Here is a 21,947-nt window from a genome sequence, read left to right as displayed (position 1 = left end):
TAGAGAATGATTGATATTGTAAGTGATGTTATTAAAGAGATGATTTTATATTTTGATGGAGATGTACGCCGTATAAACCATGCTTTAAAGGTTTATAGCTTTTCAAAAACTATAAGTGAATTGGAAAAACTACCTGCTGATGATTTTAAAATCCTTGAGGTTGCTGCTATTCTGCACGACATTGGCATTAAGGAAAGTGAAAAAAAATACAATTCTTCAGCTGGAAACTATCAAGAACTAGAAGGCCCTCCTGTTGCTAAAAAACTTTTAGATAAGTTTAACCTTAATTCTTCATTTGTTGATAGAGTTTGTTACCTTATAGGTCATCACCACACCTATACCAAAATCGATGGTTTAGACTATCAAATCTTAGTAGAGGCTGATTTTATTGTAAACATATTTGAAGATTCAATGGATAAAAACGCTATAAATATAATTAAAGAAAAATATTTTAAAACCTCTACTGGTTTAACTCTTCTTGATAGTATGTATAATTAGTAAAAGGGAGTGTCGCAAAATGATTAAAATTAATCATGAGCGATGCTCTTTTTTTGTTTAAGCTATAAAATTGCCTAATATTTTAAATACTATATTAATTATTTGAATTTCCATGAGATTTTGACGCACTAAAATAAACCTAACTATATTATTCCATAATTAGGAAATAGTTTTTAATTCGTGAAGATACTTTTGAGTTCTTTCATTTTGGATTTTTAAATGTAATTTGTTAATGTTATATCCAAAACAAAGCAAAATAAATTCAGTTTTTACACTATTTTTTCCACGTGTTAAAAATCTTTTGAATTCATAGTCGCTTTTTAAAATTCCAAACGCACCTTCAACTTGAATAGATCTGTTCATTCTCAATTTAGTTCCCAATTCAGTTTTGATATTGTTGTATGAAATTTGACGCTTTTTAATAAAAGTCTTTGAAACCTGCATTTTTCGGTTATTCTTTGCTTTTGTGCACTTTGATTTCAAAGTGCAGTTATCGCAATTTTCACATTCATAAACAGTAACCTCAGACGTATACCCACTTGCAGATTTTTTATGAATAATATATGATGGGAATAATTTTCTATTATTATGACAAATATATGTATCTGTTTTAACATCATATTTCATATTTTCACGCTTACTGATGTCGTTTTTAAAACTTCTTTTTTTCCATTTCTCATAAGTTTGAGGTTTTATATATGGTATTTGATTATTAGACTCTAAAAACAAATAGTTTTCTTCACTTTCGTAACCAGAATCTGCAATCACATTAGTATATTTATGACCAATTTTTTCTTGCATATTAGTAATCATTGGTATTAATGTTGCTATATCATTTCTATCATCAAATACTCCAACACCAGTTACATATTCACTATCAACTGCTATTTGTACATTATAGGCAGGTTTTAATTGACCATTTCTCATATGATCATCTTTCATATGCATGAAAGTTGCATCAGTATCAGTTTTAGAATAGCTATTTCTTTTTGAAAATATTTTCTTACTTAAATTATATTTTTCTTGTCTTTCTTTATATTGTGATAGTTGTTCTATCCACTTTTGAATTGCAGTTTTTCTTTTACCGATTCCATGAACAAACTCTATATTTCTTTTTTCTTTTTCAAATAAAAGCCATTGAAGAATTTTGTTTATATCATCAATCAAAGTTTCTCTCTCAATAGTGAATTTCATTAATCTTTCAAGATTAATGGTTTTAACAAGAGCAATAATTTTATCAAACATCTTACCTTCATTTTTATAAATAGCTTTCTTCCAAACAAAAGTATATCGGTTGGCATTTGCCTCAATTTTAGTACCATCGATAAATACATTTTCAAATAATAATTCTTTTTCTTTAGCTAAATAGTTAACTTGTTGATAAAATAAATCTTCAATCACTTCATTTGAAAGATATTTTTTTCGAAATCTACTTATAGTAGCGTGATCAGGTGCTTTAAAGCCTTGAAGTAGCCATTTGAAATTTATATCTCTTTTGCATGCTTTTTCTATCTTTCTACTTGAATAAATATTTTGAGAATAAGCATAAGATATTATTTTGAACATGATTTTGGGTTCAACTGCTGATTTTCTTCCTACGGAAGAATACGCCTTGTACAATTTTTTATAATTTAATCCCTCCAACAAATAGCTTAGCAAACGAACCGAATCATCTTCTGGTATTAAGTTTTCTAAATTTAATGGTAATATAAGTTGCAAATTATCATTAAATTGATTATAATTTTTTGTGTATAATTTAGTTACGTTCATAATTTAATTATACAATCAATGTGAGTTCTTCGGAACTCACATTTTTTATATACAACAAAGGAGCTATTGCAAAACTATTTTTTAGTTTTGCAACAGCCCCTTTTCATTTTATTTTAGAGATTTTCTTATTTCTTGTTCTATTTCTTTAGCTTTAGGTGATAATTCTTTTTGAACATAATCTTCATTACTCATTTTTACCAAAAGTAAGTCTAATATTCCTTCTAATGCATTAGGTGTTTTTCCACTATTACTATTACTAATATAAGTCTTAGGTACCAAATCAATTTTTGATTCCTTTAATGCTTCCGCAAGTTTTGACATAACATCTTGAATTACTTGATATTGTGGTCCACCATAAGCATTTACTTGCTCTTTTGCTGCTATAGCTCTTGATATACCTATCTTAGCTTCCTTATCAGCTTGTGCTTCACCAATAGATTTTATCTTTGATGCTTCTGCTGAACCAATTAGGCTTATTTGTTTTGAGTTTGCATTGGCTTCTTTTTCAATAGCATAGGCTTTAGCTTCTGCCTCTTGTTTTGTTGTATATGCCTTAGCCTCTGCTTCCTTCTGCTGTTTATATAGGTTAGCTTCTGCCTCTGCTTTAGTTTTTTCTGCAATTTGTTTAGCTACAAGTAACTGAGCTTTACCTTCATTTTCTTTAATTTGTATTTCTACAGAAGATGCAGTAAGATCTGCTTGCCTTGATGATGCTGCTTTTGCTTTGTTAAGTTCTATCTCTTTCTCTGCTGCTTTTTGCTCTGCTTCAAAGGTAGCTATTTGCTCTGTAGCTAGCTGTCTATCTCTTAACTGTGCAAGAATAGTATCAATCCTATTATCATTTTTAGAAGCAACCGGAGTACCAATTAAAACTTCTTCTAATTCTAAATCGTATTTTATAAACTTTTCCTTCATCTCTTCTGAGGCTTTATTTTGGATTTCACTTCTATTTTGTATTAATTCTACCAAAGTCATAGTCTGCCCAATGTTTTTAAAATATCCTGCTATCATAGGGTCTAATGATTGTTCAATAAGAAGCTTTACATCTCCAAATCTTTGAATAACCCTTGATGCCTTTTTATAATCTATGTGCATTACAACTGTTAATGGGAGGCTTGGTTCAAAAGCGTCCTTAGTTATTAAACTTATTTCTTTTAAATTTTCATCAAGTTTATGATTACCATTTTGACCTGAAATCCATTTTAATATTACATTTGTTGTAGGTACCTTTACTACTTTTCCAGCATACGTATTAAACGCATACTTTCCTGGTGCCAATGCTGCTTCCCATATACCCTTAGAACCTTCTGGCACTAACTCGCCATGCTTGTACGTATCTCCTGTTACATCTTTACCCTTATCACCATAATAGGAAACTACAACTCCAACCTCACCTATATTTATTGTTGTTTTAGGTAAATATTCAACAGTTGCAAATAATCTATTCACAAAATAAGTTCCATCTACTAAAACTTGCATTTGTCTTCCTTTAAAACCACCTGCTTTAAGGAATTTCTCAGGATCTTGGAAGTTATTATGATAATTTTCTCTATCTGCTTTATCTCCTACAATTGGTGCTATTAACACTTCATTTTGAAGACCTGGTCCATCATTTACTGTAACTATGCCTATACTGTCATCTTTTCCGTTGATTATTACTGGATTAAATCCATCAAGCTTTCTAATTTTTTCTGCCATAGCCTGAACTTGCTGATTTTCTGTTTTAGTTGTTGTTAATGAATATACTCCGTTTTCAGTTATAATTATAAACTGAGCAAGGTTAAAAGCATAAGTACCTTCTCTTAATATGGCTCTTTGTGGACCTTTCTGTCCTCCATTTTTTAAGAAGCCAAGTACATCTTGAAAGTTATCTGATTCAGTAACTACTCTACCAAGTGTCTGAGAAACCTCAAGTGTTTCACCATCTCTTGAGAATACATAACCTATTTTACCTTGTGGAATAGTTATAAGTGATGCTCTGTGGATCTTATACATAAGTGGAGTCTTAAGATGTATACCTGCTCTTAAAAGCGTTGGCTGAAAACCTGCTTCTCCATTTAATGCAATAATCTGTTTGTTTAATGATCCTTTTGGTGACCACCATTTCTCAACAATTCCGACTTCGCTGCTTTTTATTACTACTATTCCTATAAGCTTTAGTATTACTAATAATACTACTATCACAAGCACTATAGAAACTATTAAGAGAATATAACCTTGATTCATAATGAACCCCCGCCTTCATAAATATTTGAGATATGAGTTATATAATACCACATTTTAAATACAAGTCAATTTCGGAAAAATAAGGCTTTAGTCTTAAAATATTCTTCTTATATCCAAGTAAACGAGATAAACTTACTAATACTATTATTATCTCATTTTTAGTTATATTCTCTATCATAGTTACTTTATAAAATTCAAAGTATTTTCATCTGCATCCAAAATCTTCATAAGTACTTCCTTAAATGCAATCAACTTTAAAGTCATAGTGTCCTTTTCCCATTTAAATAAATCCTCATCCATATAAAAATGTGAAAGAGTTAATATAATTTCTGCTGTTTCCAGTGGATACTTTACCCTAAAAATCCCTTCTTCATTACCCTGTGATATTATATCTGCATAAATAGGAGCAAAGTGCTTTATAAGTGCCACCATCAATTTTTGATGAAATATTTTATTTGATGGGCTATTAATTTCTTCATTTTGTTCATTAACTCTATTAATTTTTATTCCTGACAAAAGTATTCGCTTTAATCTATCTATTGCATTTAAACCTTCGATATTTTCATTTACAACTTCTTTACTAAAAAGTGTCACTCTATTTTCTATTGCGGCATCCGCACACTCCTCTTTAGAAGAAAAATAATGATAAAATGCACCTTTAGATATATCTAACTTATTGATTATAAATGCAAGTGTGGTATTTTCATAACCATTTTCAATAAATATATCCCATATTTTATCTGCTAGTTCATTTTTTTTATTATTAAAATTTATATTTGTTCTAGACATTACGTTTTTTACCTCCACCTTTATAAACCATCTGTCTTCGATTGTATTAAAAATTAAATTTATAGTCAATTATCAAAGCAATTCACTAAGCTTATCCATATTAGGAATACTCATGTTTAACTCTCTTCCAGTTTGAAGTATCTGTTTAAAGTTATCTTTCATTTCATCAATTGCTTTGAAAGCATGTGCAGTATATCGCTGCATTATTGGGTTCTTCTCAAAATTACGCTTAAACATTGGATAAAGTACAAAAAATGGTATAGACATCATTTTTACCTCTGGATATTCTTTTAAATTAGCTCCTCTTTTTTTACAAATTTTGTAGCCTTCTATCATAGCTTTAAAACATGTTTTTACTAACTTTTTGTCCTTTAAAACTTCGTTTAGACTACTATATTTTGAAAGTCCAACACCAAGCGGCGCGGACCCAACATTATGAACCCATAACCAATACATTATATTTGATGGAACCTCAGGCTCAATACTGCAGTCCCTAAAAGCCTTTACTACTGTATCTAACAATGTCTTTTGAACTTCATATACACTTCCAAGGCATACATCATTTCCTATATTACCCCAAAGCAAATCACCCTTGAAGGTTCCACCTCCTCCTGCGTATCCCATGATATATTGATCTTTCCTTAATAATTTATCTATCTCAGAGGTTCCCTTCCAATTCAAAGTAAAAATTAAAAATTTTGCGTTAGGTGACTTTCTAACTAATGTTTCAATTGCCTCATTTAATTGATAAGAATTCACTGGAAGCATTATAAAATCATAGCTTTCAGTTATCTCTGTAACGCATTTGTAGGTATATTCTCCTTCAGTATTAATATGCTTTTTATCCTTGCGTTCATCTATAATGTCATAAGCTATAGCCCTCCCATCCATAGCCTTCAGCTTATTCTCTCTAACAAAATGAGTAATGTCATGATGTTTTGAAAGTGCATGTGCATACAGTGTTCCAATAACACCTGTACCTAATATTAATATTTTCATATTCTTCCCTCCTACATAATTAAACCGACCGTTGGTTTAATTATATATTGGAAAAATATTATAGTCAATAGATCAATTTAACACATATTATTACAATTCATTCTACTACATTTTGAATTTCAAACCACAGATAAAAATAAAAGTATGGCTTAGACTTTACTTTTATTTTTTTAAAATCAACCTATAGAATCATTCTTTTGGTTGATTTGTTTTTTTCTCCTGAATGGTACTATAAAATCACACTGAAACCGAAGGGAGATAAAACATGGAGAATATAATTGAAGTTAAAAATTTAAAAAAGAGTTATAAGAACTTAACTGCTGTTAATGAAATAAGCTTTTACGTAAAGGAAGGTGAAATCCTAGGTTTTTTAGGACCTAATGGAGCTGGTAAAAGCACTACAATAAACATTCTTTCAACAGCATTAAAATATGATAGTGGCCAAATAAATTTTATGGGAAGACCAATTAAAACTGACATGATAAATATTAAAAAAAATATAGGTATTGTACCTCAAGATCTAGCTATATATGAGGATGTAAGTGCAGAAAAAAATGTAAGATTCTTTGCAAGTCTATATTCTTTAAAAGGTGAAGCTTTAAAAGAAAAAACTAAGCAAGCACTTGAATTCGTTGGTCTGTATGATAGAAAGGATGATAAACCTAAAACCTTTTCTGGTGGTATGAAAAGAAGGCTTAATATTGCTTGTGCTATAGCCCATAATCCAAAACTAATAATAATGGATGAGCCAACTGTTGGAATAGACCCTCAATCAAGAAATCACATTCTGACCTCTATAAAAAAGCTTCAAAAAATGGGAGCAACTATAATATACACCACTCACTATATGGAGGAAGTTGAGGAAATATCTGATCGTATAATCATAATGGATCATGGCAATATAATCGCTGAAGGCACAAAAGAAAAGCTTAAAGAGGCTATTGAGGATGAAAAAGTATATGTAATAGCTGCTACTAACACCGACAACCTTAAAAATACTGACTTTTTTCAAATTGAAGGAGTTAAAAAGGTAACAATATCTAAGAATTCTGTAGAAGTAATCTGTTTAAATACTGTAGAAAATTTAGACAAAATTATCATCACTATGATAAACAAGAACTGTAAGGTAAGTAATATAACTACCAACACCGCATCACTGGAAAGAGTATTTTTAAATCTTACAGGGAAAAGCTTAAGAGACTAGGAGGATTTTTATGAATTTATTAAAAATAACCAAAAGAGATTTTATTAATACAGCCAAGAATCCTACACTACTTCTTTGCAATACAGCTTTTGCAATTCTTTTAATAGGAATCTTCGGCTTTATAACAAAGAGTAGTTATGGAAGAAATGTAACCTCTTACGATTATTATGGAATAACTATGCTAGTGTATTTTATTTTTATGATTCCATTAACCACTTCAAACACCTTTATGGAGAAAAAGATAAAGCCAGGTAACGTAAGGCTTATCTACTCTCCTACTCGTACCTCTAACATTTTTTTATCAAAGATACTAGCATCCTTTTTATTTGCAATTTCATGTTTTATCTGTTTGCTAATACTTGAAAATAGTCTCTTAGGCATAAATGTTGGCGGAAATAATTTTATATATATAATCTTAATTGTTATATTCTTTACCTTTGCCCTATGCTGTTTTGGTGCCTTAATGTGCTGCATTTTTAAAAGTGAAGAAGCCGCAAATAAAATAATGTCACCTATTATAACTTTGTTCTCTATATTTGGAGGTATGTTTTTTCCTGTAGATAGCCTTGGTAGTGCCGTAAAATTTCTCTCCTACCTCTCCCCTGCAAAATGGGTTACTGAATGTATATTTAAGATAATTTATGATAACAATTTTTCTCTATTTATACCATTTATATTAGCTTGTATAGTAATTTCTTTGATTTTTATTCTCTTATGCAAAATAACTTTTAAACCGGAGGAATATATATAATGATTATGTTGAATATTTTTAAAAATAATTTATCTAGACTACTATGTAAAAAAGCTATACTTTTAACCGCTATTATTTTTATTCCTCTTATGATAATAGGCGGAGTATACTTCACTTCAAAAATGGATACAAAAGCTAATATAGCCATAGTTATTAAGAATAAAAATATTAATTTTAATAACAAATATGTTAAAATAACAACCTTAAGTGAAAAACCAGATTTATCAGAGCTTGTTTTAAATAAATACGATGCTGTAGTCACTTATTCCGATAATGGCAGTTTTAAAATCACAACAATAAAAAGCGATAAATTTAAAAATGAAATTACTTCATTTTTAAAAAACCCAAAAGCAAAAACTAATTTTAAAGAAGCTAATGCAAGCACTCGAGGAGTAGGAACTAATATACTCGGTTTTCTAATTTTGATACTTGCAATGCAGCAAATTCAGTTTATGCTATTTTATCCAGAAGACAGAGATCTAGGCACCTTTAAAAGGATTTTAATCTCCCCTACCTCCTTTATTAAATATTTATTTAGTGAAGGTATCTTCAATTTTGTATTAGCCTTTGTTCCTTCTTACTTAGCTATATTAATTACCAAGGAAATATTTAAGGTTAATATAGGTTTTAATTACCTGGAGTTAGCTGCCTTACTTTCCTTATTGTTGATTTTCGGTACTTCCTTTGCCTTATTTATAACCTCTATTATAGATGATGTTGACAATGCAGCTATGCTTGGAACCTTTACTGTACTTTTATGCTCTATTTTATCTGGAAGCTTTTATGCTTTCACCGATGATAATAAAATTCTATCTACCATAGTTAACGCAATCCCTTATAAACAGTACTTGACCTTATCTCAGGGCATTGAAAGCGGCAAAAGTATCTCTAACTATTCTAGTGAAATTTTATACATCCTATTAATTACTTTTATTTTCTTTATTATCGGAACTCTAGTTACAAGAAAAAATTTACAAGATGGCAAATACTAGCTTGTATTATTAATTTTTAAATTATAGAATATAAGTAACAAAATTAGATTCAAGGGTGATTAAATGAATAGTAATTTAAGTTTAATAAAAACAAAATTTGTTATACCTTCTCCTAGAAAAAACTATATAAGAAGAACAGACCTTACAAATGAATTAAGTAATTTATATGATTACAAGCTTATAGTTATAAAGGGTCCTGCTGGAAGTGGTAAATCTACACTAGTATCCTCTTTTATAAAAGAAAAGAAAATTACTGATGTAAAATGGATAAACCTAGATGAAAGCAATAATGAACTTTATTCCTTTTTTAGTTATCTTATTTCAGCCCTGTCTCCATATCTTGAAGCTAAAGCAAATACTTTAATAAGTTCATTAAGCTGTATGACTAAACAGGAGGATATCTTTGAAGTAATATCTTTCTTAGTAAATGAAATTTCTTCTTATAAAAAATCTATTACCCTTGTATTTGATGATTATCACTATATCAAAGACCATTTTTTAAACTCTACCCTAGAGAGACTTATAAAATACTCTCCAGTCAATATTCACTATATTTTCATTACAAGAGAAAGTCTACCCATGTATCTAGGAGATCTCCGGATTAAAAATGAAATTTTAGAAATAGATGAGAATAAGTTGAAATTTTCAGAAATAGAATGCTCAGATTTTATAAACAGTACACTAAATAGCTCTCTTGATCCTTCTGATATCTCTAAAATTTTCAATATTTCAGAAGGCTGGATTGGAGGAATACAGCTAACCTCCTTGGCCTTCAAAAATAGTAAAAATCTTTCCATAAAGGTATTGAACAAATACGTAGTTGATTATCTTACAGAAGAAATCTTAAAAAGTCTTAGTAAACCCGAAAAAGACTTTTTAATAAAAACTTCTATTTTGAATTATTTTAACTCCACTCTCTGTAATGAACTTCTACAAATAGAACATTCTAGCGAAATAATAGAATCTCTTTTAAATAAAAATCTGTTTATAATAACTTTAGACGAGGAAGAAGGTCTATTTAGATATCATCACCTTTTTAAAGAATTCTTGAATACTAATTTCAATAAGCTACCCCAAAATATAAGAAAAGAATTTCACTTAAAGGCTTATACTTCTTTAAAAAACAGCGGTGATATTAGTGAAGCTATTCTTCAGCTAATTAAAATAAAAGACTACGAAAAAGCCTCTTCTGAAATAGAAAAAAATATTGAAGATGCCAGCTGCACGTCCCTAATTAGGCTACTGCCACTAAATACTTTAATTAATAGCAATGAGCTTATTATCCAAAAGATGTTTTATCATTATTCCAACATGCAAATTGATGAGTGTAAGAATATTATAAGTTATTTAGAGAATTTAGAAAGCACTGAACTCAAGGCCCTTGCAAATGTATTTAAACTATATGTATATGATTTTTGTAATTCTATGACCCTTGAAGATTTAAATATCGTTAAAAACTTTAAGCTAAGTGATATTACAAAAGCAATATTATATTTAAATATCTCACCAGCCTTTATGATTCAAGGAGAATATGACAAGATTTTATATTATGCTAAGGAAAGTGATAAAATAGCTACAAAATATAACATTGTATTTTTAAGTGTATTTTCTAAATGTCTAATAGCTTCTATACTAGAAGAACAGGGTAAGCTTTCTGATACCTTAAAGGTATATAATGATTTAAATACCTTAATAGTTGAAAATAAATTTATGAGTGGTTTTAAATTCATGGTGTACTTAGGTGTCGCCGGAATTCATATGAAAAAATATGATCTAGAAAACACCGAAAAATTTTTAAATCTCTCTTTAAGTGGCCTTAATCTAAACTATTCTTTTATAAGTAGAGCCATACTTTACAACTTAATGGAATTGCATTTTTTAAAAGGAGACCTTAAGGAAGGTAACATAACTAAAAAAAATTTGGTAGATAATCATTTGAATTCCCACTCTCTTTTACCTTGTCAAATTCACTCTGCCAAACTTAAATACATTTTACCACAAGACAAATATGAGTTAGATGAATTAAGTGAATATAGGCTTTTAGTTGAAAAAAAATTAAGTGAATCACATACTTATTTAACACCAGAAGATAACGTTGTTTATGCAAGAGCACTCTTTATTCTTGGTGAAAAAGAAAAGGCACTTATTATTCTAGATAAAACACTAGAATATTGTAGACACTTCTCAATATTAATTCACCTTGTAGAAGGTCTTATAATTAAAGCTCTAATTTTAAAAGAGAACCCCAAAACCGATAAAAGAGAATTGTTTAATGTTTTAAGAGAAGCTCTTTATTACGGTATTGAAAGTGAGTATTTAAGAGCTTTTGTTGTTGAAGGAGAAAAAATCTTAAAAATAATTAAACTTCTTCAAAACGATGCAGCTATAACTCTAACAAAAAAGGAGAAAAACTTCATTGATAAAATATACAGTTTTATAGCTCCTAGCACGGATTGCCTCTTAAGCCAACGTGAACTTGAGGTTCTTAAAGTTCTTTGTAATGGAAGTTCCAATAAAGAAATTGCCAGCATTCTAAATATTTCTCTTTCTACTGTAAAAACACATATGATAAATATATATTCAAAGCTGCAGGTATCAAACAGAGTTCAAGCTGTAGAAAAGGCTAAAGAACTTAACCTTTTGCAAAGATAATCTTAGAACACTACGATTATCTTTGTCCTATATTCATGAAAACAGATCATGGCAATATATAGCTAAGGACAAACTTAATCTATAGTAATAATCATTAAAATCTATACCGCATAACTTATTTATTTTTTCTAATCTATTTTTAAGCGTATGTCTGTGAATATATAGCTTTTGTGCTGCATAATTAATATTAAATTCCTTATCTACAAAGGCTTTTAGTGTATTATAGTAATTCGTATTATGCACCTTATCATATTCTACAAGCGCTTCTATTTTTTCTTGAAGTAAGTTTAAAACATACTTATCTGAATTAATTAATCCAAGTGTTTTAAATATTCCAATATGATTGTAAAAACACACTCCTCTTTTCACTTTTATTTTACCTAAAGTTGAAAGACTTGAGATTGCTTCTTGATACGCCCTATCTAAATTATTAACATCACCAAATATATTACTTGCACCTATTGTCAAAATATAATTTTTATTCTCTTTATATATGTCTTTTAAAATCTCCATTAAATCTACACTCAAATCATGTGCAGAAAATTCCTCCTCACAAGCTACTATAAACATAACCTTGTCTCCTGATACTTCTATTAACGTTGAATTTCTATTATCGTGAAAATAGCTTCTAATTCTATTTACTATGCTTATCATTGTACTTTCAGTTATAACCATATCATATATATTTACAATAGATAATAATAACAAACACAACTTAGAGGTAAGACTTAACTGCAGCTTTTTTGCAAGCTGAATACTACTTTCACTTTTTATATCTTCTCCCTTCCTTAAACTGTCTAATATATTCTGTTTAGAATATCCCTCATATTTTATATCTATGTTATAGGCATTTCTAAGTACCACATGCATTATCACCGAAAAGCTTAAATCTGATGGAATTTTAAATACAGGAAACTTATACTTTTTTCCATCTTCTATTATATACTTGGGTATATCATCTAGATAATATCCTGTTTGTATACCTATTCCCGCAAGACCTTTAGACTTAAGCATCTTTATTAAATCATTGTTTAAGTTTCTATCCTCTAGCCTATACCCAGTCGTTAATAGAAGCTCTCCTTTTTGCAAGTAACTAAGCTCGTCCAGTATTTCCATTATATTCACCCAGGTTATTTCATTATTTGCACCTCCTTCATCTGTCAAAAGCTCTATTCCTTTAAGTGTCCCAAGACTAAATAAGTTTTTAATTGTTAATGCCAAAGCTTTTCCCCCTAACACAATTTTCATACTACACTGTACACAATGTCCAATATTATCTAAAAAATAGGTACACTAAGTTTATTGTTCAATAAGTTCAAATATCCTATAATTAAATCAATTAATACTTTATCAAAAATATCTTGTTTTATTTTATAATATATCAACATACATCTGTTAAACTAATATTATATTAACAAAAGTACAATTTAAATTCCACATTAATTTTTAAATATACTAAATTAGGAGGTTTTTTTTATGGAAGAAGTGACCATAAGACTTAGAATGAGTTTTAGTGATGCTCATTATGGAGGAAATCTTGTTGATGGTGCTAGAATGCTGGCTCTATTTGGCGATGTAGCAACAGAATTGTTAATTCGTCATGATGGTGATGAAGGCTTATTTAGAGCTTATGAAAGTATTGATTTTTTAGCTCCTGTCTATGCTGGAGATTATATAGAAGCTACAGGTAGAATTACCCAGACTGGTAATACTTCAAGAAAAATGGAGTTTGAAGCAAAAAAGGTAGTAGCTCAAAGAAGTGATATAAGGGAATCTGCAGCTGACGCTTTAGATAAACCAGTAATTGTTTGCAAAGCCGTTGGTACTTGTATAGTTCCAAAGGATAAACAAAGAAAATAGGTGATTTATTATGGAAAAGTTAATAATTACTGCTGCAATATGTGGCGCTGAGGTAACAAAAAAGCAAAATCCCAATATTCCGTATTCTATAGATGAAATTGCAAAAGAAGCAAAACTAGCTTATGACGCTGGAGCAAGCATTATACACCTCCATGTGAGAGAAGACGATGGTACTCCAACTCAAAATATAGAAAGATTTAGAGCTTCAATTTCAGCTATAAAAAAGCTGTGTCCTGAAGTTATAATAGAGCCTTCTACTGGTGGAGCTACTTATATGTCTAAAGATGAAAGACTAAGTCCTGTCTTCTTAAAACCTGAAATAGCCAGTTTAGACTGTGGTACTTGTAATTTCGGCATGAATGACATTTTTGTGAATACAGAAGCCACCATAAGATACTTTGCAAAAAAAATGATAGAAGCTAACGTTAAACCAGAAATAGAAGTGTTTGATAAGGGCATGATTGATACTGCTTTAAAACTCTACTCAGAAGGTCTTTTAAAAGATAATTTGCATTTTAATTTTGTAATGGGTGTGCGCGGTGCAATAGATGCTAGTTTACTTAACTTAGCCTTTATGTCTCATAGTATCCCTTCTAATTCCACCTACACTGTAACTGGTATTGGAAAATATCAATTTAAAATGGCCGCAATGGCTATAGCTTCTGGTGGACATGTACGTGTTGGTCTCGAAGACAACATTTACATAGAAAAAGGTATTCTTGCAAAGTCAAATGGTGAACTGGTTGAAAAGACAGCTAACTTATCAAAAGAAATAGGTAGAGAAATAGCAACACCTAAGGAAGCAAGAAAAATTTTGAACTTATAAAAGGAGGTAATCAATTTGAAAGGATCAAAATATGGAATACACAGAGTTATAGAACCAAAAGGAATACTTCCACAAGGCGCAAAAAAAATTTCAAATGATATGAATATATACGACAATGAAATTTTGATAAATGTCAAAGCTCTCAATATAGATTCCGCAAGCTTTACTCAAATAGAAAAAGAACAAAATGGAGATATAGAAAAAATCAAAAATAAAATTCTCACAATAGTCAATGAAAAAGGAAAAATGCAAAATCCAGTAACAGGTTCAGGTGGAATGTTAATTGGAACTGTAGAAAAAATAGGGTCTGATCTTGTACCTTCAAATAACCTAAAAGTTGAAGATAAAATTGCTACCTTGGTATCACTTTCTTTAACACCTCTTAGAATAGATAAAATTACTAAAATCCATAAAGAAATTGATCGAGTAGAAATTGAAGGCAAAGCAATATTATTTGAAAGTGGTATATATGTAAAGCTCCCAGATGACTTAACTGAAAATCTTGCACTTGCAGTTTTAGATGTAGCAGGCGCCCCAGCTCAAACTTCAAAAATGGTAAAAAGCGGAGATAGTGTTCTTATATTAGGTGCCTTTGGAAAATCAGGTACACTGTGCTGTTATGAAGCCAAAAAAAGAGTTGGACCTACCGGACGTGTAGTAGGCCTTGTAGCACTTCAAAAAGATAAGGAAGAACTTATAAAAACAGGCTTTTGTGACGAAGTGATTGTGGCCAATGCAGTTAATCCTACGGAGGTTTTAGAAAAAGCACTTAACGCTAATAATGGCAGCGAATATGATATATCAATTAATTGTGTAAATGTTGAAAATACAGAAATGTCTACAATACTTCCCGTAAAGGATGAGGGTACTGCTTACTTTTTTTCCATGGCAACGAGCTTTACTAAGGCTGCACTTGGAGCAGAAGGTGTAAGCAAAGACGTTTCTCTTTATATTGGAAATGGGTATACAAAGGGTCATGCAGAAATTGCAATTAACGAACTCAGAGAATCTAAAGTTCTTAGAGAAATTTTTGAAAAAAGATATGCTTAACGAAGTATTTAAAAGGGGAGTTTAGAATGAATAAAAGCAGGAGACAAGAACTTTTTAAAGATGTACCAGATAGTGATTGGAATGATTGGAGTTGGCAACTAAAAAATAGAATTGAGACAATAGAAAAGCTAAAAAAATATATAAACCTCACTACTGAAGAAGAAGAGGGCGCAAAAAGATGTCTTAAAAAACTTAAGATGGCAATAACCCCTTATTATCTTTCATTAATAGATCCAAAGGATGAATTTGATCCTATAAGGAAACAAGCAATTCCAACTATAGATGAACTTCATGTGGTGGAGGGTGATCTCACTGATCCACTTCACGAGGATGGTGATTCTCCAGTTCCCGGACTTACTCACAGATATCCCGATAGAGTTCTTATGCTTATAACAAACCAATGTTCTATGTACTGTAGACACTGTACTAGAAGACGTTTTGCTGGACATACAGATAAATGTCTTTCTATGTCCCAAATTGATAAATGCATTGACTATGTAGCTAAAACCCCTGCCATCCGTGATGTACTTTTATCTGGTGGAGATGCACTTCTAGTTAATGATGATGTGCTAGAGTATATTATAAAAAAATTAAGAGCAATAAAACATGTTGAAATAATAAGGATAGGCTCAAGGGTACCTGTTGTTATGCCTCAAAGAATAACTCCAGAGCTTTTATCGATGCTTAAAAAGTATCACCCAATATGGATCAATACACATTTCAACCATCCAAATGAAATTACTAAAGAATCTAAAAAAGCTTGTGAAATGATAGCTGACGCTGGTATACCTCTTGGAAATCAGTCGGTGCTTTTAAGAGGAGTAAATGATTGTGTCCATGTTATGAGAAAACTTGTAAATGAACTTGTTAGAATTAGAGTAAGACCTTACTATATATATCAATGCGATCTCTCAATAGGACTAAGCCATTTTAGAACACCTGTATCTAAAGGAATTGAGATTATTGAGGGCCTACGTGGCCATACTTCGGGCTATTGCGTACCAACTTTTGTTGTTGATGCTCCTGGCGGCGGTGGCAAAATACCCGTAATGCCAAACTATGTTATAAGCCAAAGTAATGACAAAGTTATACTCAGAAACTTTGAAGGCGTTATAACCACCTACAAAGAGCCTGAAAGATACATTTCCGAGTGTCATTGTGAATATTGCCGTGGTAATAAAAAGGTTCATGAAATAGGTATATCTGGGCTTTTAAGTGGAGAAAAAATCACCATAGAAACCGGTGGAATGGAAAGAAAGCTTCGATCAAAAAAGCTTCCAGAGAAAATTGAAAAGAACGATATAGATGTATAACGATTTTAATGAATTTATAACAAATATTTTAAAATATACCTCTATATCAATTATAGGTATGGAGAAAAACACAGGTAAAACTACAACTCTTAATTTCATAATAAATGCCATTAAAGAGCGAAAAATGGCCATCACCTCTATTGGAAGAGATGGTGAAGCTACAGATATTGTCACTTTTACTCACAAGCCAAGAATATATATACGTAAGGACATCTTAGTTGCCACGGCCAAAACTCTTCTTTTAAAAAGCGATGTATGTTTTGAAATACTTGAAGTTTTAAATATAGGAACCTCTATGGGTGATGTAGTAATTGCCAAAAGCACTACAGCTGGTTTTGTAGAAATTGCAGGGCCAGCTACCAAAAATCAAATTAAAAAGGTTATATCTAAACTTAAATTTTATGGCTCTGATTTTATTCTTGTAGATGGGGCTTTATCTAGAAAAAGCTTGGGAGCACCAGAGGTTACAGAAGCGGTAATTATCTCTACAGGCTCTGCTTTCTCAGAAAATGCTAATGTGCTTTGTGAGAAAACCCTAAGCTTCATAAACTTTCTAATCTTCCCAACAGCCCCAAGGAATATTTTAGAACTATATAAAAGTTTAATGATAAATTGTAGACTTTCTTTTGTTTATACTGACTTTATTAAAAAAAGTAGTATAGAGACTTCTTTAAATTCACATGAGGAAGTTATTTCTAGTTATTCAGATAGCTTAAGATATATATTCATAAAAGGTGTACTAACAGATAATTTCATATTAAAACTTTTAAATACAAATATGAATTTTAAAAAAATCACTTTCGTAGTTGAAGATGGGACGAAAATTTTTATTAAAAAAAGTACCTATGATAGGTTTATTTTAAAAGGTGGAAAAATTAAAGTTGTTGAAAACATAAATGTAATTGGAATAACTATAAATCCTTGGTCACCTTCTGGATATGAATTAAATTATATTGAATTATACAATATGTTTAAAATTAGAACTAATCTTCCTGTTTTAAATGTTAAAGAATATGATGTGGGCGTGATAGAATGATTTTTTTAGATGAAACTACTCGAAAAAAAATAGGTTTTGATTTTGTCCTGGATAAGCTCTTCATAGGAAGTGTTTTTGGTAAATACCAATTTTCAAAGCTTCATATGCTAACAAATAATTATGAACTTTTAAGAGAATATGAAAATATTGAAAGCTGTAGTCTAATCATTAAAGATAGTAAATGTTTTAATGAGTTGCAAAGTTTACTTATGAGGTTCAAAGACATAAGAAATACCTTTAAGCGCCTTAAAAACGAAGAAGTATTAGACCAAATTGAACTTTTTGAAATTAAAAATTACACAATACTAATCTCAGAATTAAAGCAGAGCTTAAAAAATAACAACTTAAAACTTAACAGCATATCTTTTAATGACTTTAATGAAATTTATACTCTTTTAAATAAAGGTAACACCAGAACTTTGAGCTTTGCAATTTATGATGATTACTCTCCTAAACTTTCAAGCTTAAGAAAAGCTAAAAGAAATGTGGAGAAACTTATTTATAAAGAAAAAGATAGTGAAAAACGAAAGAAACTTTTAAAAAATAGAGCTGATATAACTTATGCTGAAAAGGAAGAAGAATTTATAATAAGAAAAACTTTAAGTCTTGAAATATCAAAATATGCAGATATGCTTTTAGAAAATAGTTTTAATGTTGGAAAACTAGATATTACAATTGCAAAGGCAAAATATGCCATTGAGTATTGTCTTTCAAAACCAATACTCACAGATAAAATTAAAATTAAAAAAGGCTTTAATCCTATGGTAAAAGAAAAAGTTGCGCAAGCTGGAGGGATTTTTCAACCTATTGATATAGACCTTTCATTCGGAACTACAGTTATTACAGGTGCCAATATGGGTGGAAAAACCGTAGTTCTCAGTATAGTTGCATTGAATTATATATTAGCTTACATGGGTTTTTATGTATTTGCAGAGAAATTTGAATTTGTTCCCTTAGACTTTATGTACTTTCTAAGTGAAGATGCAGAGTCTCTTCGAAACGGTTTAAGTACCTTCGGTGGTGAAGTAATGAAATTAAAACAAATTCTAAAGGATATAAAGAAAAAGCATGGTCTTATACTTCTTGATGAATTTGCTAGAGGCACTAATCCAGAAGAAGGTAGCAAAATTACTAAAGGTCTTGTAAAATATTTAGGGAATTTTGCTTCAATTAGTTTAATATCTACCCACTATAATGGTGTATCAAATATTTCAAATAGTCACTATCAAGTTAAGGGTCTTTCAAATTTTGATTTTAATTCAATAGATAAAATTGAAAAAGATACAGATTTTTTTAATCTTATAAATAAATATATGGATTATTCTTTAGAAAAAGTTACTGGAAGTGCACCTATTCCAAAAGATGCTATGAACATATTACGGCTTATGGGAATAGACACAGAAATTATTGAGATGGGGGAAAAAGATGAAGAGTAAACTTAATCTTGATTTTCAAACTGTAAAAAAAGCAAGAGAAGCTGCTCATAATATAGCAGTAGATGTTCAAAATTTTATAGATAAACATACAACTGTTTCAGTAGAAAGAACTGTATGTAGACTTATGGGAATAGATGGTGTTAATGAGGAAGGAATTCCTCTCCCAAATATTGTAGTAGAAAATATAAAACAAGGTAATGGACTCAGCAAAGGTGCTGCTTACTATTTAAGTAATGCAATGCTTCAAACTGAACTTTCCATTCAAGAAATAGCTAATGAAGTTTCAAAAGGCACGATAGACCTTACAGAATATACTTCAAAGGACATCTTCTTAACTATAGATAATGCAATAAATACGGCTGCCAAAACTGTAGAGACCATAAAAAAAAATAGAGAAAAAAGAAAAGAGTTTTTAAGTGCTTACGGTGATAAAACAGGACCTCTCCTTTATGTAATAGTTGCAACTGGAAATATATATGAAGATATAACTCAAGCAGTCGCAGCTGCAAAACAAGGTGCAGACATAATTGCTGTTATAAGAACTACAGGACAAAGCCTTTTAGATTATGTACCTTATGGTGCTACAACGGAAGGCTTTGGGGGAACCTATGCTACTCAAGAAAACTTTAAGCTTATGAGAAAAGCACTAGATGATGTTGGCTCTGAGCTTCATAGGTATATAAGACTATGTAATTATTGTTCAGGCTTATGTATGCCTGAAATTGCAGCAATGGGAGCACTTGAAAGATTAGATGTAATGCTTAATGATGCTCTATATGGAATACTTTTTAGAGATATCAACATGAAACGAACTCTTATTGATCAATATTTTTCAAGAGTTATCAATGGTTATGCTGGAGTTATTATAAATACCGGTGAAGACAACTACCTAACTACAGCAGATGCTTATGAAGAGGCTCATACAGTACTATCTTCACAATTTATAAACGAGCAATTTGCACTTATGGCAGGCTTAAAAGAAGAACAAATGGGGCTAGGACATGCTTTTGAGATGAATCCAGATTTAGAGAATGGTTTTGTATATGAACTTGCTCAGGCGCAAATGGCAAGAGAAATTTTTGATAAAGCGCCGCTTAAATACATGCCACCAACAAAATATATGACAGGAAATATATTTAAAGGTCATGTTCAAGACACCTTGTTCAATGTAGTAACGGTTCTTACAAATCAAAGAATTCATCTTTTAGGTATGCTTACGGAAGCTATTCACACTCCCTTTATGTCTGACAGAGCTCTTGCTATTGAAAACGCATCTTATATAGCAAACACTATGAAATCTCTAGGTGATGAAATAGAGTTTAAAAAAGACGGAATCATACAAAAGAGAGCTGATTTTGTACTAAAAAATGCCTACAAACTCTTAAAGAACATCGAAAGAGACGGTATGTTCAATACTCTTGAAAAAGGAGCTTTTGCAGGTATAAAAAGAAATAGAACTATGGGAAAAGGTCTTGATGGTGTAGTAGAAAAAGACATAGAATATTTCAATCCATTTTTAGACTTAATGAAAGGAGAATAGCTATGAGTGGAGGATTGTACTCTCTTGAAAAAAAAGAGTTTGATAAAACCTTAGATTTAAAAAGTGTAAGACCTTACGGTGATACAATGAACGATGGCAAAGTCCAGGTTAGTTTTACTCTTCCTCTTGAAGACTCTGAAAAATCTACAGAAGCTGCAAGAATTATGGCTAAAAAAATGGGGCTTCATGAACCTGATGTAGTCTGCCATAAAAAACTTGATAATGGCTTCACCTTCTATGTAGTTTATGGAAATATCACACATTCTGTTGATTATACTTCTATCGTTGTCCAAACTGTAGATGTAAATACCATGTCTATGGATGAGATTAATAAATACATTAAAGATAATATAAAAAGAAAAATCGTTGTTGTTGGTGCAAGTACCGGCAGTGATGCTCATACTGTTGGAATAGATGCTGTAATGAATATGAAGGGATATGCTGGTCATTATGGTCTTGAAAGATATGAAATGATTGAAGCCTATAATCTTGGGAGTCAAGTCGAAAATGAGGATTTTGTAAAAAAAGCAATAGAACTTGAAGCTGATGTACTTTTGGTTTCTCAAACTGTAACTCAAAAAAATATTCACATTAAAAATCTTACAAATTTAGTTGAAATACTAGAAGCTGAAGGAATAAGGGATAAATTTATATTGGCTTGCGGAGGGGCTAGAATTACCCATGAACTTGCAAAGGAACTTGGATATGATGCTGGCTTTGGACCTGGAAAATTTGCTGAAGATGTAGCAAGTTTTTCAGTTACAGAGATTGTGAAAAGAAAACTTGTATAAATATAAAGAAAATTCGTATAAGTTTATTGACAAGCTAAAAAAATCTTGCTACAATTAGATTAATTTAAGAATAAATCCTTTGATGAGGAAGAGTAACCATATAATTTAGTCAAAGAGAGCTGAGGCTGGTGTGATCTCAGTACGATAATTGATGGTGAATGGACCTTTGAGGAGTAAATCGAAATCCAAAGGGAAAGTAGTGGTTAACGTTTGC

The 21,947-nt window shown here is 30.6% G+C and carries 18 protein-coding genes and 1 other annotated feature (1 of these 19 only partly in view); of the genes, 13 read left to right on the top strand and 5 right to left on the bottom strand.

What is annotated here, in order from left to right:
* The first annotated feature begins 6 nt into the window (after nucleotides 1–6).
* Nucleotides 7–498, top strand: coding sequence for an HD domain-containing protein (locus CLFE_RS01460; RefSeq protein ID WP_077894236.1), 492 nt, complete (start codon nucleotides 7–9; stop codon nucleotides 496–498).
* 159 nt (nucleotides 499–657) lie between these two features.
* On the opposite strand, the gene CLFE_RS01455 is transcribed toward CLFE_RS01460, so the two are convergent.
* The 4 genes from CLFE_RS01455 to CLFE_RS01440 all read right to left on the bottom strand — a co-directional run bounded on the left by CLFE_RS01455 (nucleotide 658) and on the right by CLFE_RS01440 (nucleotide 6,282).
* Complete coding sequence (locus CLFE_RS01455) at nucleotides 658–2,268, bottom strand: IS1182 family transposase (RefSeq protein WP_250944600.1); 1,611 nt, start codon at nucleotides 2,266–2,268, stop codon at nucleotides 658–660.
* 108 nt (nucleotides 2,269–2,376) lie between these two features.
* Nucleotides 2,377–4,494, bottom strand: coding sequence for an SPFH domain-containing protein (locus tag CLFE_RS01450; protein WP_077895334.1), 2,118 nt, complete (start codon nucleotides 4,492–4,494; stop codon nucleotides 2,377–2,379).
* Nucleotides 4,495–4,674: 180 nt separating this feature from the next.
* Nucleotides 4,675–5,283: a TetR/AcrR family transcriptional regulator gene (locus CLFE_RS01445; RefSeq protein WP_077895333.1), complete on the bottom strand. Its 609-nt coding sequence runs from the start codon at nucleotides 5,281–5,283 to the stop codon at nucleotides 4,675–4,677.
* 72 nt (nucleotides 5,284–5,355) lie between these two features.
* Nucleotides 5,356–6,282 (bottom strand): ketopantoate reductase family protein, encoded by a 927-nt coding sequence (locus tag CLFE_RS01440; RefSeq protein WP_077895332.1) that lies wholly within the window; start codon nucleotides 6,280–6,282, stop codon nucleotides 5,356–5,358.
* Between the two features lie 265 nt (nucleotides 6,283–6,547).
* On the opposite strand from CLFE_RS01440, the gene CLFE_RS01435 reads away from it, so the two are divergent.
* The 4 genes from CLFE_RS01435 (at nucleotide 6,548) to CLFE_RS01420 (ending at nucleotide 11,881) form a co-directional block, all read left to right on the top strand.
* Nucleotides 6,548–7,486 carry an ABC transporter ATP-binding protein gene (locus CLFE_RS01435; RefSeq protein WP_077895331.1) on the top strand — a complete coding sequence of 313 codons (939 nt, stop codon included), beginning with the start codon at nucleotides 6,548–6,550 and terminating at the stop codon, nucleotides 7,484–7,486.
* 10 nt (nucleotides 7,487–7,496) lie between these two features.
* Entirely contained in the window at nucleotides 7,497–8,237 is a 741-nt protein-coding gene (locus tag CLFE_RS01430; protein WP_077895330.1) for an ABC transporter permease, read from the top strand.
* Complete coding sequence (locus CLFE_RS01425) at nucleotides 8,237–9,229, top strand: ABC transporter permease (RefSeq protein ID WP_077895329.1); 993 nt, start codon at nucleotides 8,237–8,239, stop codon at nucleotides 9,227–9,229. Before CLFE_RS01430 ends, CLFE_RS01425 begins: the two co-directional genes overlap by 1 nt.
* 63 nt (nucleotides 9,230–9,292) lie before the next feature.
* Nucleotides 9,293–11,881: a winged helix-turn-helix domain-containing protein gene (locus tag CLFE_RS01420; RefSeq protein ID WP_077895328.1), complete on the top strand. Its 2,589-nt coding sequence runs from the start codon at nucleotides 9,293–9,295 to the stop codon at nucleotides 11,879–11,881.
* 33 nt (nucleotides 11,882–11,914) lie between these two features.
* On the opposite strand, the gene CLFE_RS01415 is transcribed toward CLFE_RS01420, so the two are convergent.
* Nucleotides 11,915–13,102 carry a PucR family transcriptional regulator gene (locus CLFE_RS01415; protein WP_169851029.1) on the bottom strand — a complete coding sequence of 396 codons (1,188 nt, stop codon included), beginning with the start codon at nucleotides 13,100–13,102 and terminating at the stop codon, nucleotides 11,915–11,917.
* 255 nt (nucleotides 13,103–13,357) lie between these two features.
* Between CLFE_RS01415 and kal the strand changes: the two genes are divergently transcribed.
* From kal to kamE, 8 genes are read left to right on the top strand one after another with little or no spacing between them, the layout of a single operon-like run.
* A complete protein-coding gene (kal, locus tag CLFE_RS01410; RefSeq protein WP_077895326.1) occupies nucleotides 13,358–13,741 on the top strand; it encodes a 3-aminobutyryl-CoA ammonia lyase in 384 nt (127 codons plus the stop codon).
* 10 nt (nucleotides 13,742–13,751) lie between these two features.
* Nucleotides 13,752–14,567, top strand: coding sequence for a 3-keto-5-aminohexanoate cleavage enzyme (gene kce, locus CLFE_RS01405; protein WP_077895325.1), 816 nt, complete (start codon nucleotides 13,752–13,754; stop codon nucleotides 14,565–14,567).
* A gap of 9 nt (nucleotides 14,568–14,576) precedes the next feature.
* Nucleotides 14,577–15,617 carry an L-erythro-3,5-diaminohexanoate dehydrogenase gene (gene kdd, locus CLFE_RS01400; protein WP_349497241.1) on the top strand — a complete coding sequence of 347 codons (1,041 nt, stop codon included), beginning with the start codon at nucleotides 14,577–14,579 and terminating at the stop codon, nucleotides 15,615–15,617.
* Between the two features lie 26 nt (nucleotides 15,618–15,643).
* Entirely contained in the window at nucleotides 15,644–16,930 is a 1,287-nt protein-coding gene (gene kamA / locus CLFE_RS01395; RefSeq protein ID WP_077895323.1) for a lysine 2,3-aminomutase, read from the top strand.
* A complete protein-coding gene (gene kamB / locus CLFE_RS01390) occupies nucleotides 16,923–17,966 on the top strand; it encodes a lysine 5,6-aminomutase reactivase subunit KamB (RefSeq protein ID WP_077895322.1) in 1,044 nt (347 codons plus the stop codon). The genes kamA and kamB overlap by 8 nt, the downstream gene beginning before the upstream one ends.
* Nucleotides 17,963–19,402, top strand: coding sequence for a lysine 5,6-aminomutase reactivase ATPase KamC (gene kamC, locus CLFE_RS01385; protein ID WP_077895321.1), 1,440 nt, complete (start codon nucleotides 17,963–17,965; stop codon nucleotides 19,400–19,402). The genes kamB and kamC overlap by 4 nt, the downstream gene beginning before the upstream one ends.
* A complete protein-coding gene (gene kamD, locus CLFE_RS01380) occupies nucleotides 19,392–20,942 on the top strand; it encodes a lysine 5,6-aminomutase subunit alpha (protein ID WP_077895320.1) in 1,551 nt (516 codons plus the stop codon). Before kamC ends, kamD begins: the two co-directional genes overlap by 11 nt.
* 2 nt (nucleotides 20,943–20,944) lie before the next feature.
* Nucleotides 20,945–21,733: a lysine 5,6-aminomutase subunit beta gene (kamE, locus tag CLFE_RS01375; RefSeq protein WP_077895319.1), complete on the top strand. Its 789-nt coding sequence runs from the start codon at nucleotides 20,945–20,947 to the stop codon at nucleotides 21,731–21,733.
* A gap of 70 nt (nucleotides 21,734–21,803) precedes the next feature.
* Nucleotides 21,804–21,947: a binding site (T-box leader), on the top strand (it continues 97 nt past the right edge of the window).

It is taken from the genome of Clostridium felsineum DSM 794 (assembly GCF_002006355.2).
GTDB lineage: Bacteria > Bacillota > Clostridia > Clostridiales > Clostridiaceae > Clostridium_S > Clostridium_S felsineum.
Note: the sequence above shows the minus strand (reverse complement) of the source record. Positions and strands in the feature narration are given on the sequence as shown.

What these genes read in the sequence shown, in the direction of transcription:
- kal (WP_077895326.1), top strand. Translation starts at nt 13,358, where the DNA reads ATGGAAGAAGTGACCATAAGACTTAGAATGAGTTTTAGTGATGCTCAT.
- CLFE_RS01420 (WP_077895328.1), top strand. Translation starts at nt 9,293, where the DNA reads ATGAATAGTAATTTAAGTTTAATAAAAACAAAATTTGTTATACCTTCT.
- kamA (WP_077895323.1), top strand. Translation starts at nt 15,644, where the DNA reads ATGAATAAAAGCAGGAGACAAGAACTTTTTAAAGATGTACCAGATAGT.
- kamB (WP_077895322.1), top strand. Translation starts at nt 16,923, where the DNA reads ATGTATAACGATTTTAATGAATTTATAACAAATATTTTAAAATATACC.
- CLFE_RS01460 (WP_077894236.1), top strand. Translation starts at nt 7, where the DNA reads ATGATTGATATTGTAAGTGATGTTATTAAAGAGATGATTTTATATTTT.
- CLFE_RS01450 (WP_077895334.1), bottom strand. Translation starts at nt 4,494, where the DNA reads ATGAATCAAGGTTATATTCTCTTAATAGTTTCTATAGTGCTTGTGATA.
- CLFE_RS01430 (WP_077895330.1), top strand. Translation starts at nt 7,497, where the DNA reads ATGAATTTATTAAAAATAACCAAAAGAGATTTTATTAATACAGCCAAG.
- CLFE_RS01440 (WP_077895332.1), bottom strand. Translation starts at nt 6,282, where the DNA reads ATGAAAATATTAATATTAGGTACAGGTGTTATTGGAACACTGTATGCA.
- kamC (WP_077895321.1), top strand. Translation starts at nt 17,963, where the DNA reads ATGATTTTTTTAGATGAAACTACTCGAAAAAAAATAGGTTTTGATTTT.
- CLFE_RS01445 (WP_077895333.1), bottom strand. Translation starts at nt 5,283, where the DNA reads ATGTCTAGAACAAATATAAATTTTAATAATAAAAAAAATGAACTAGCA.
- kce (WP_077895325.1), top strand. Translation starts at nt 13,752, where the DNA reads ATGGAAAAGTTAATAATTACTGCTGCAATATGTGGCGCTGAGGTAACA.
- kamE (WP_077895319.1), top strand. Translation starts at nt 20,945, where the DNA reads ATGAGTGGAGGATTGTACTCTCTTGAAAAAAAAGAGTTTGATAAAACC.
- kamD (WP_077895320.1), top strand. Translation starts at nt 19,392, where the DNA reads ATGAAGAGTAAACTTAATCTTGATTTTCAAACTGTAAAAAAAGCAAGA.
- CLFE_RS01435 (WP_077895331.1), top strand. Translation starts at nt 6,548, where the DNA reads ATGGAGAATATAATTGAAGTTAAAAATTTAAAAAAGAGTTATAAGAAC.
- CLFE_RS01455 (WP_250944600.1), bottom strand. Translation starts at nt 2,268, where the DNA reads ATGAACGTAACTAAATTATACACAAAAAATTATAATCAATTTAATGAT.
- CLFE_RS01425 (WP_077895329.1), top strand. Translation starts at nt 8,237, where the DNA reads ATGATTATGTTGAATATTTTTAAAAATAATTTATCTAGACTACTATGT.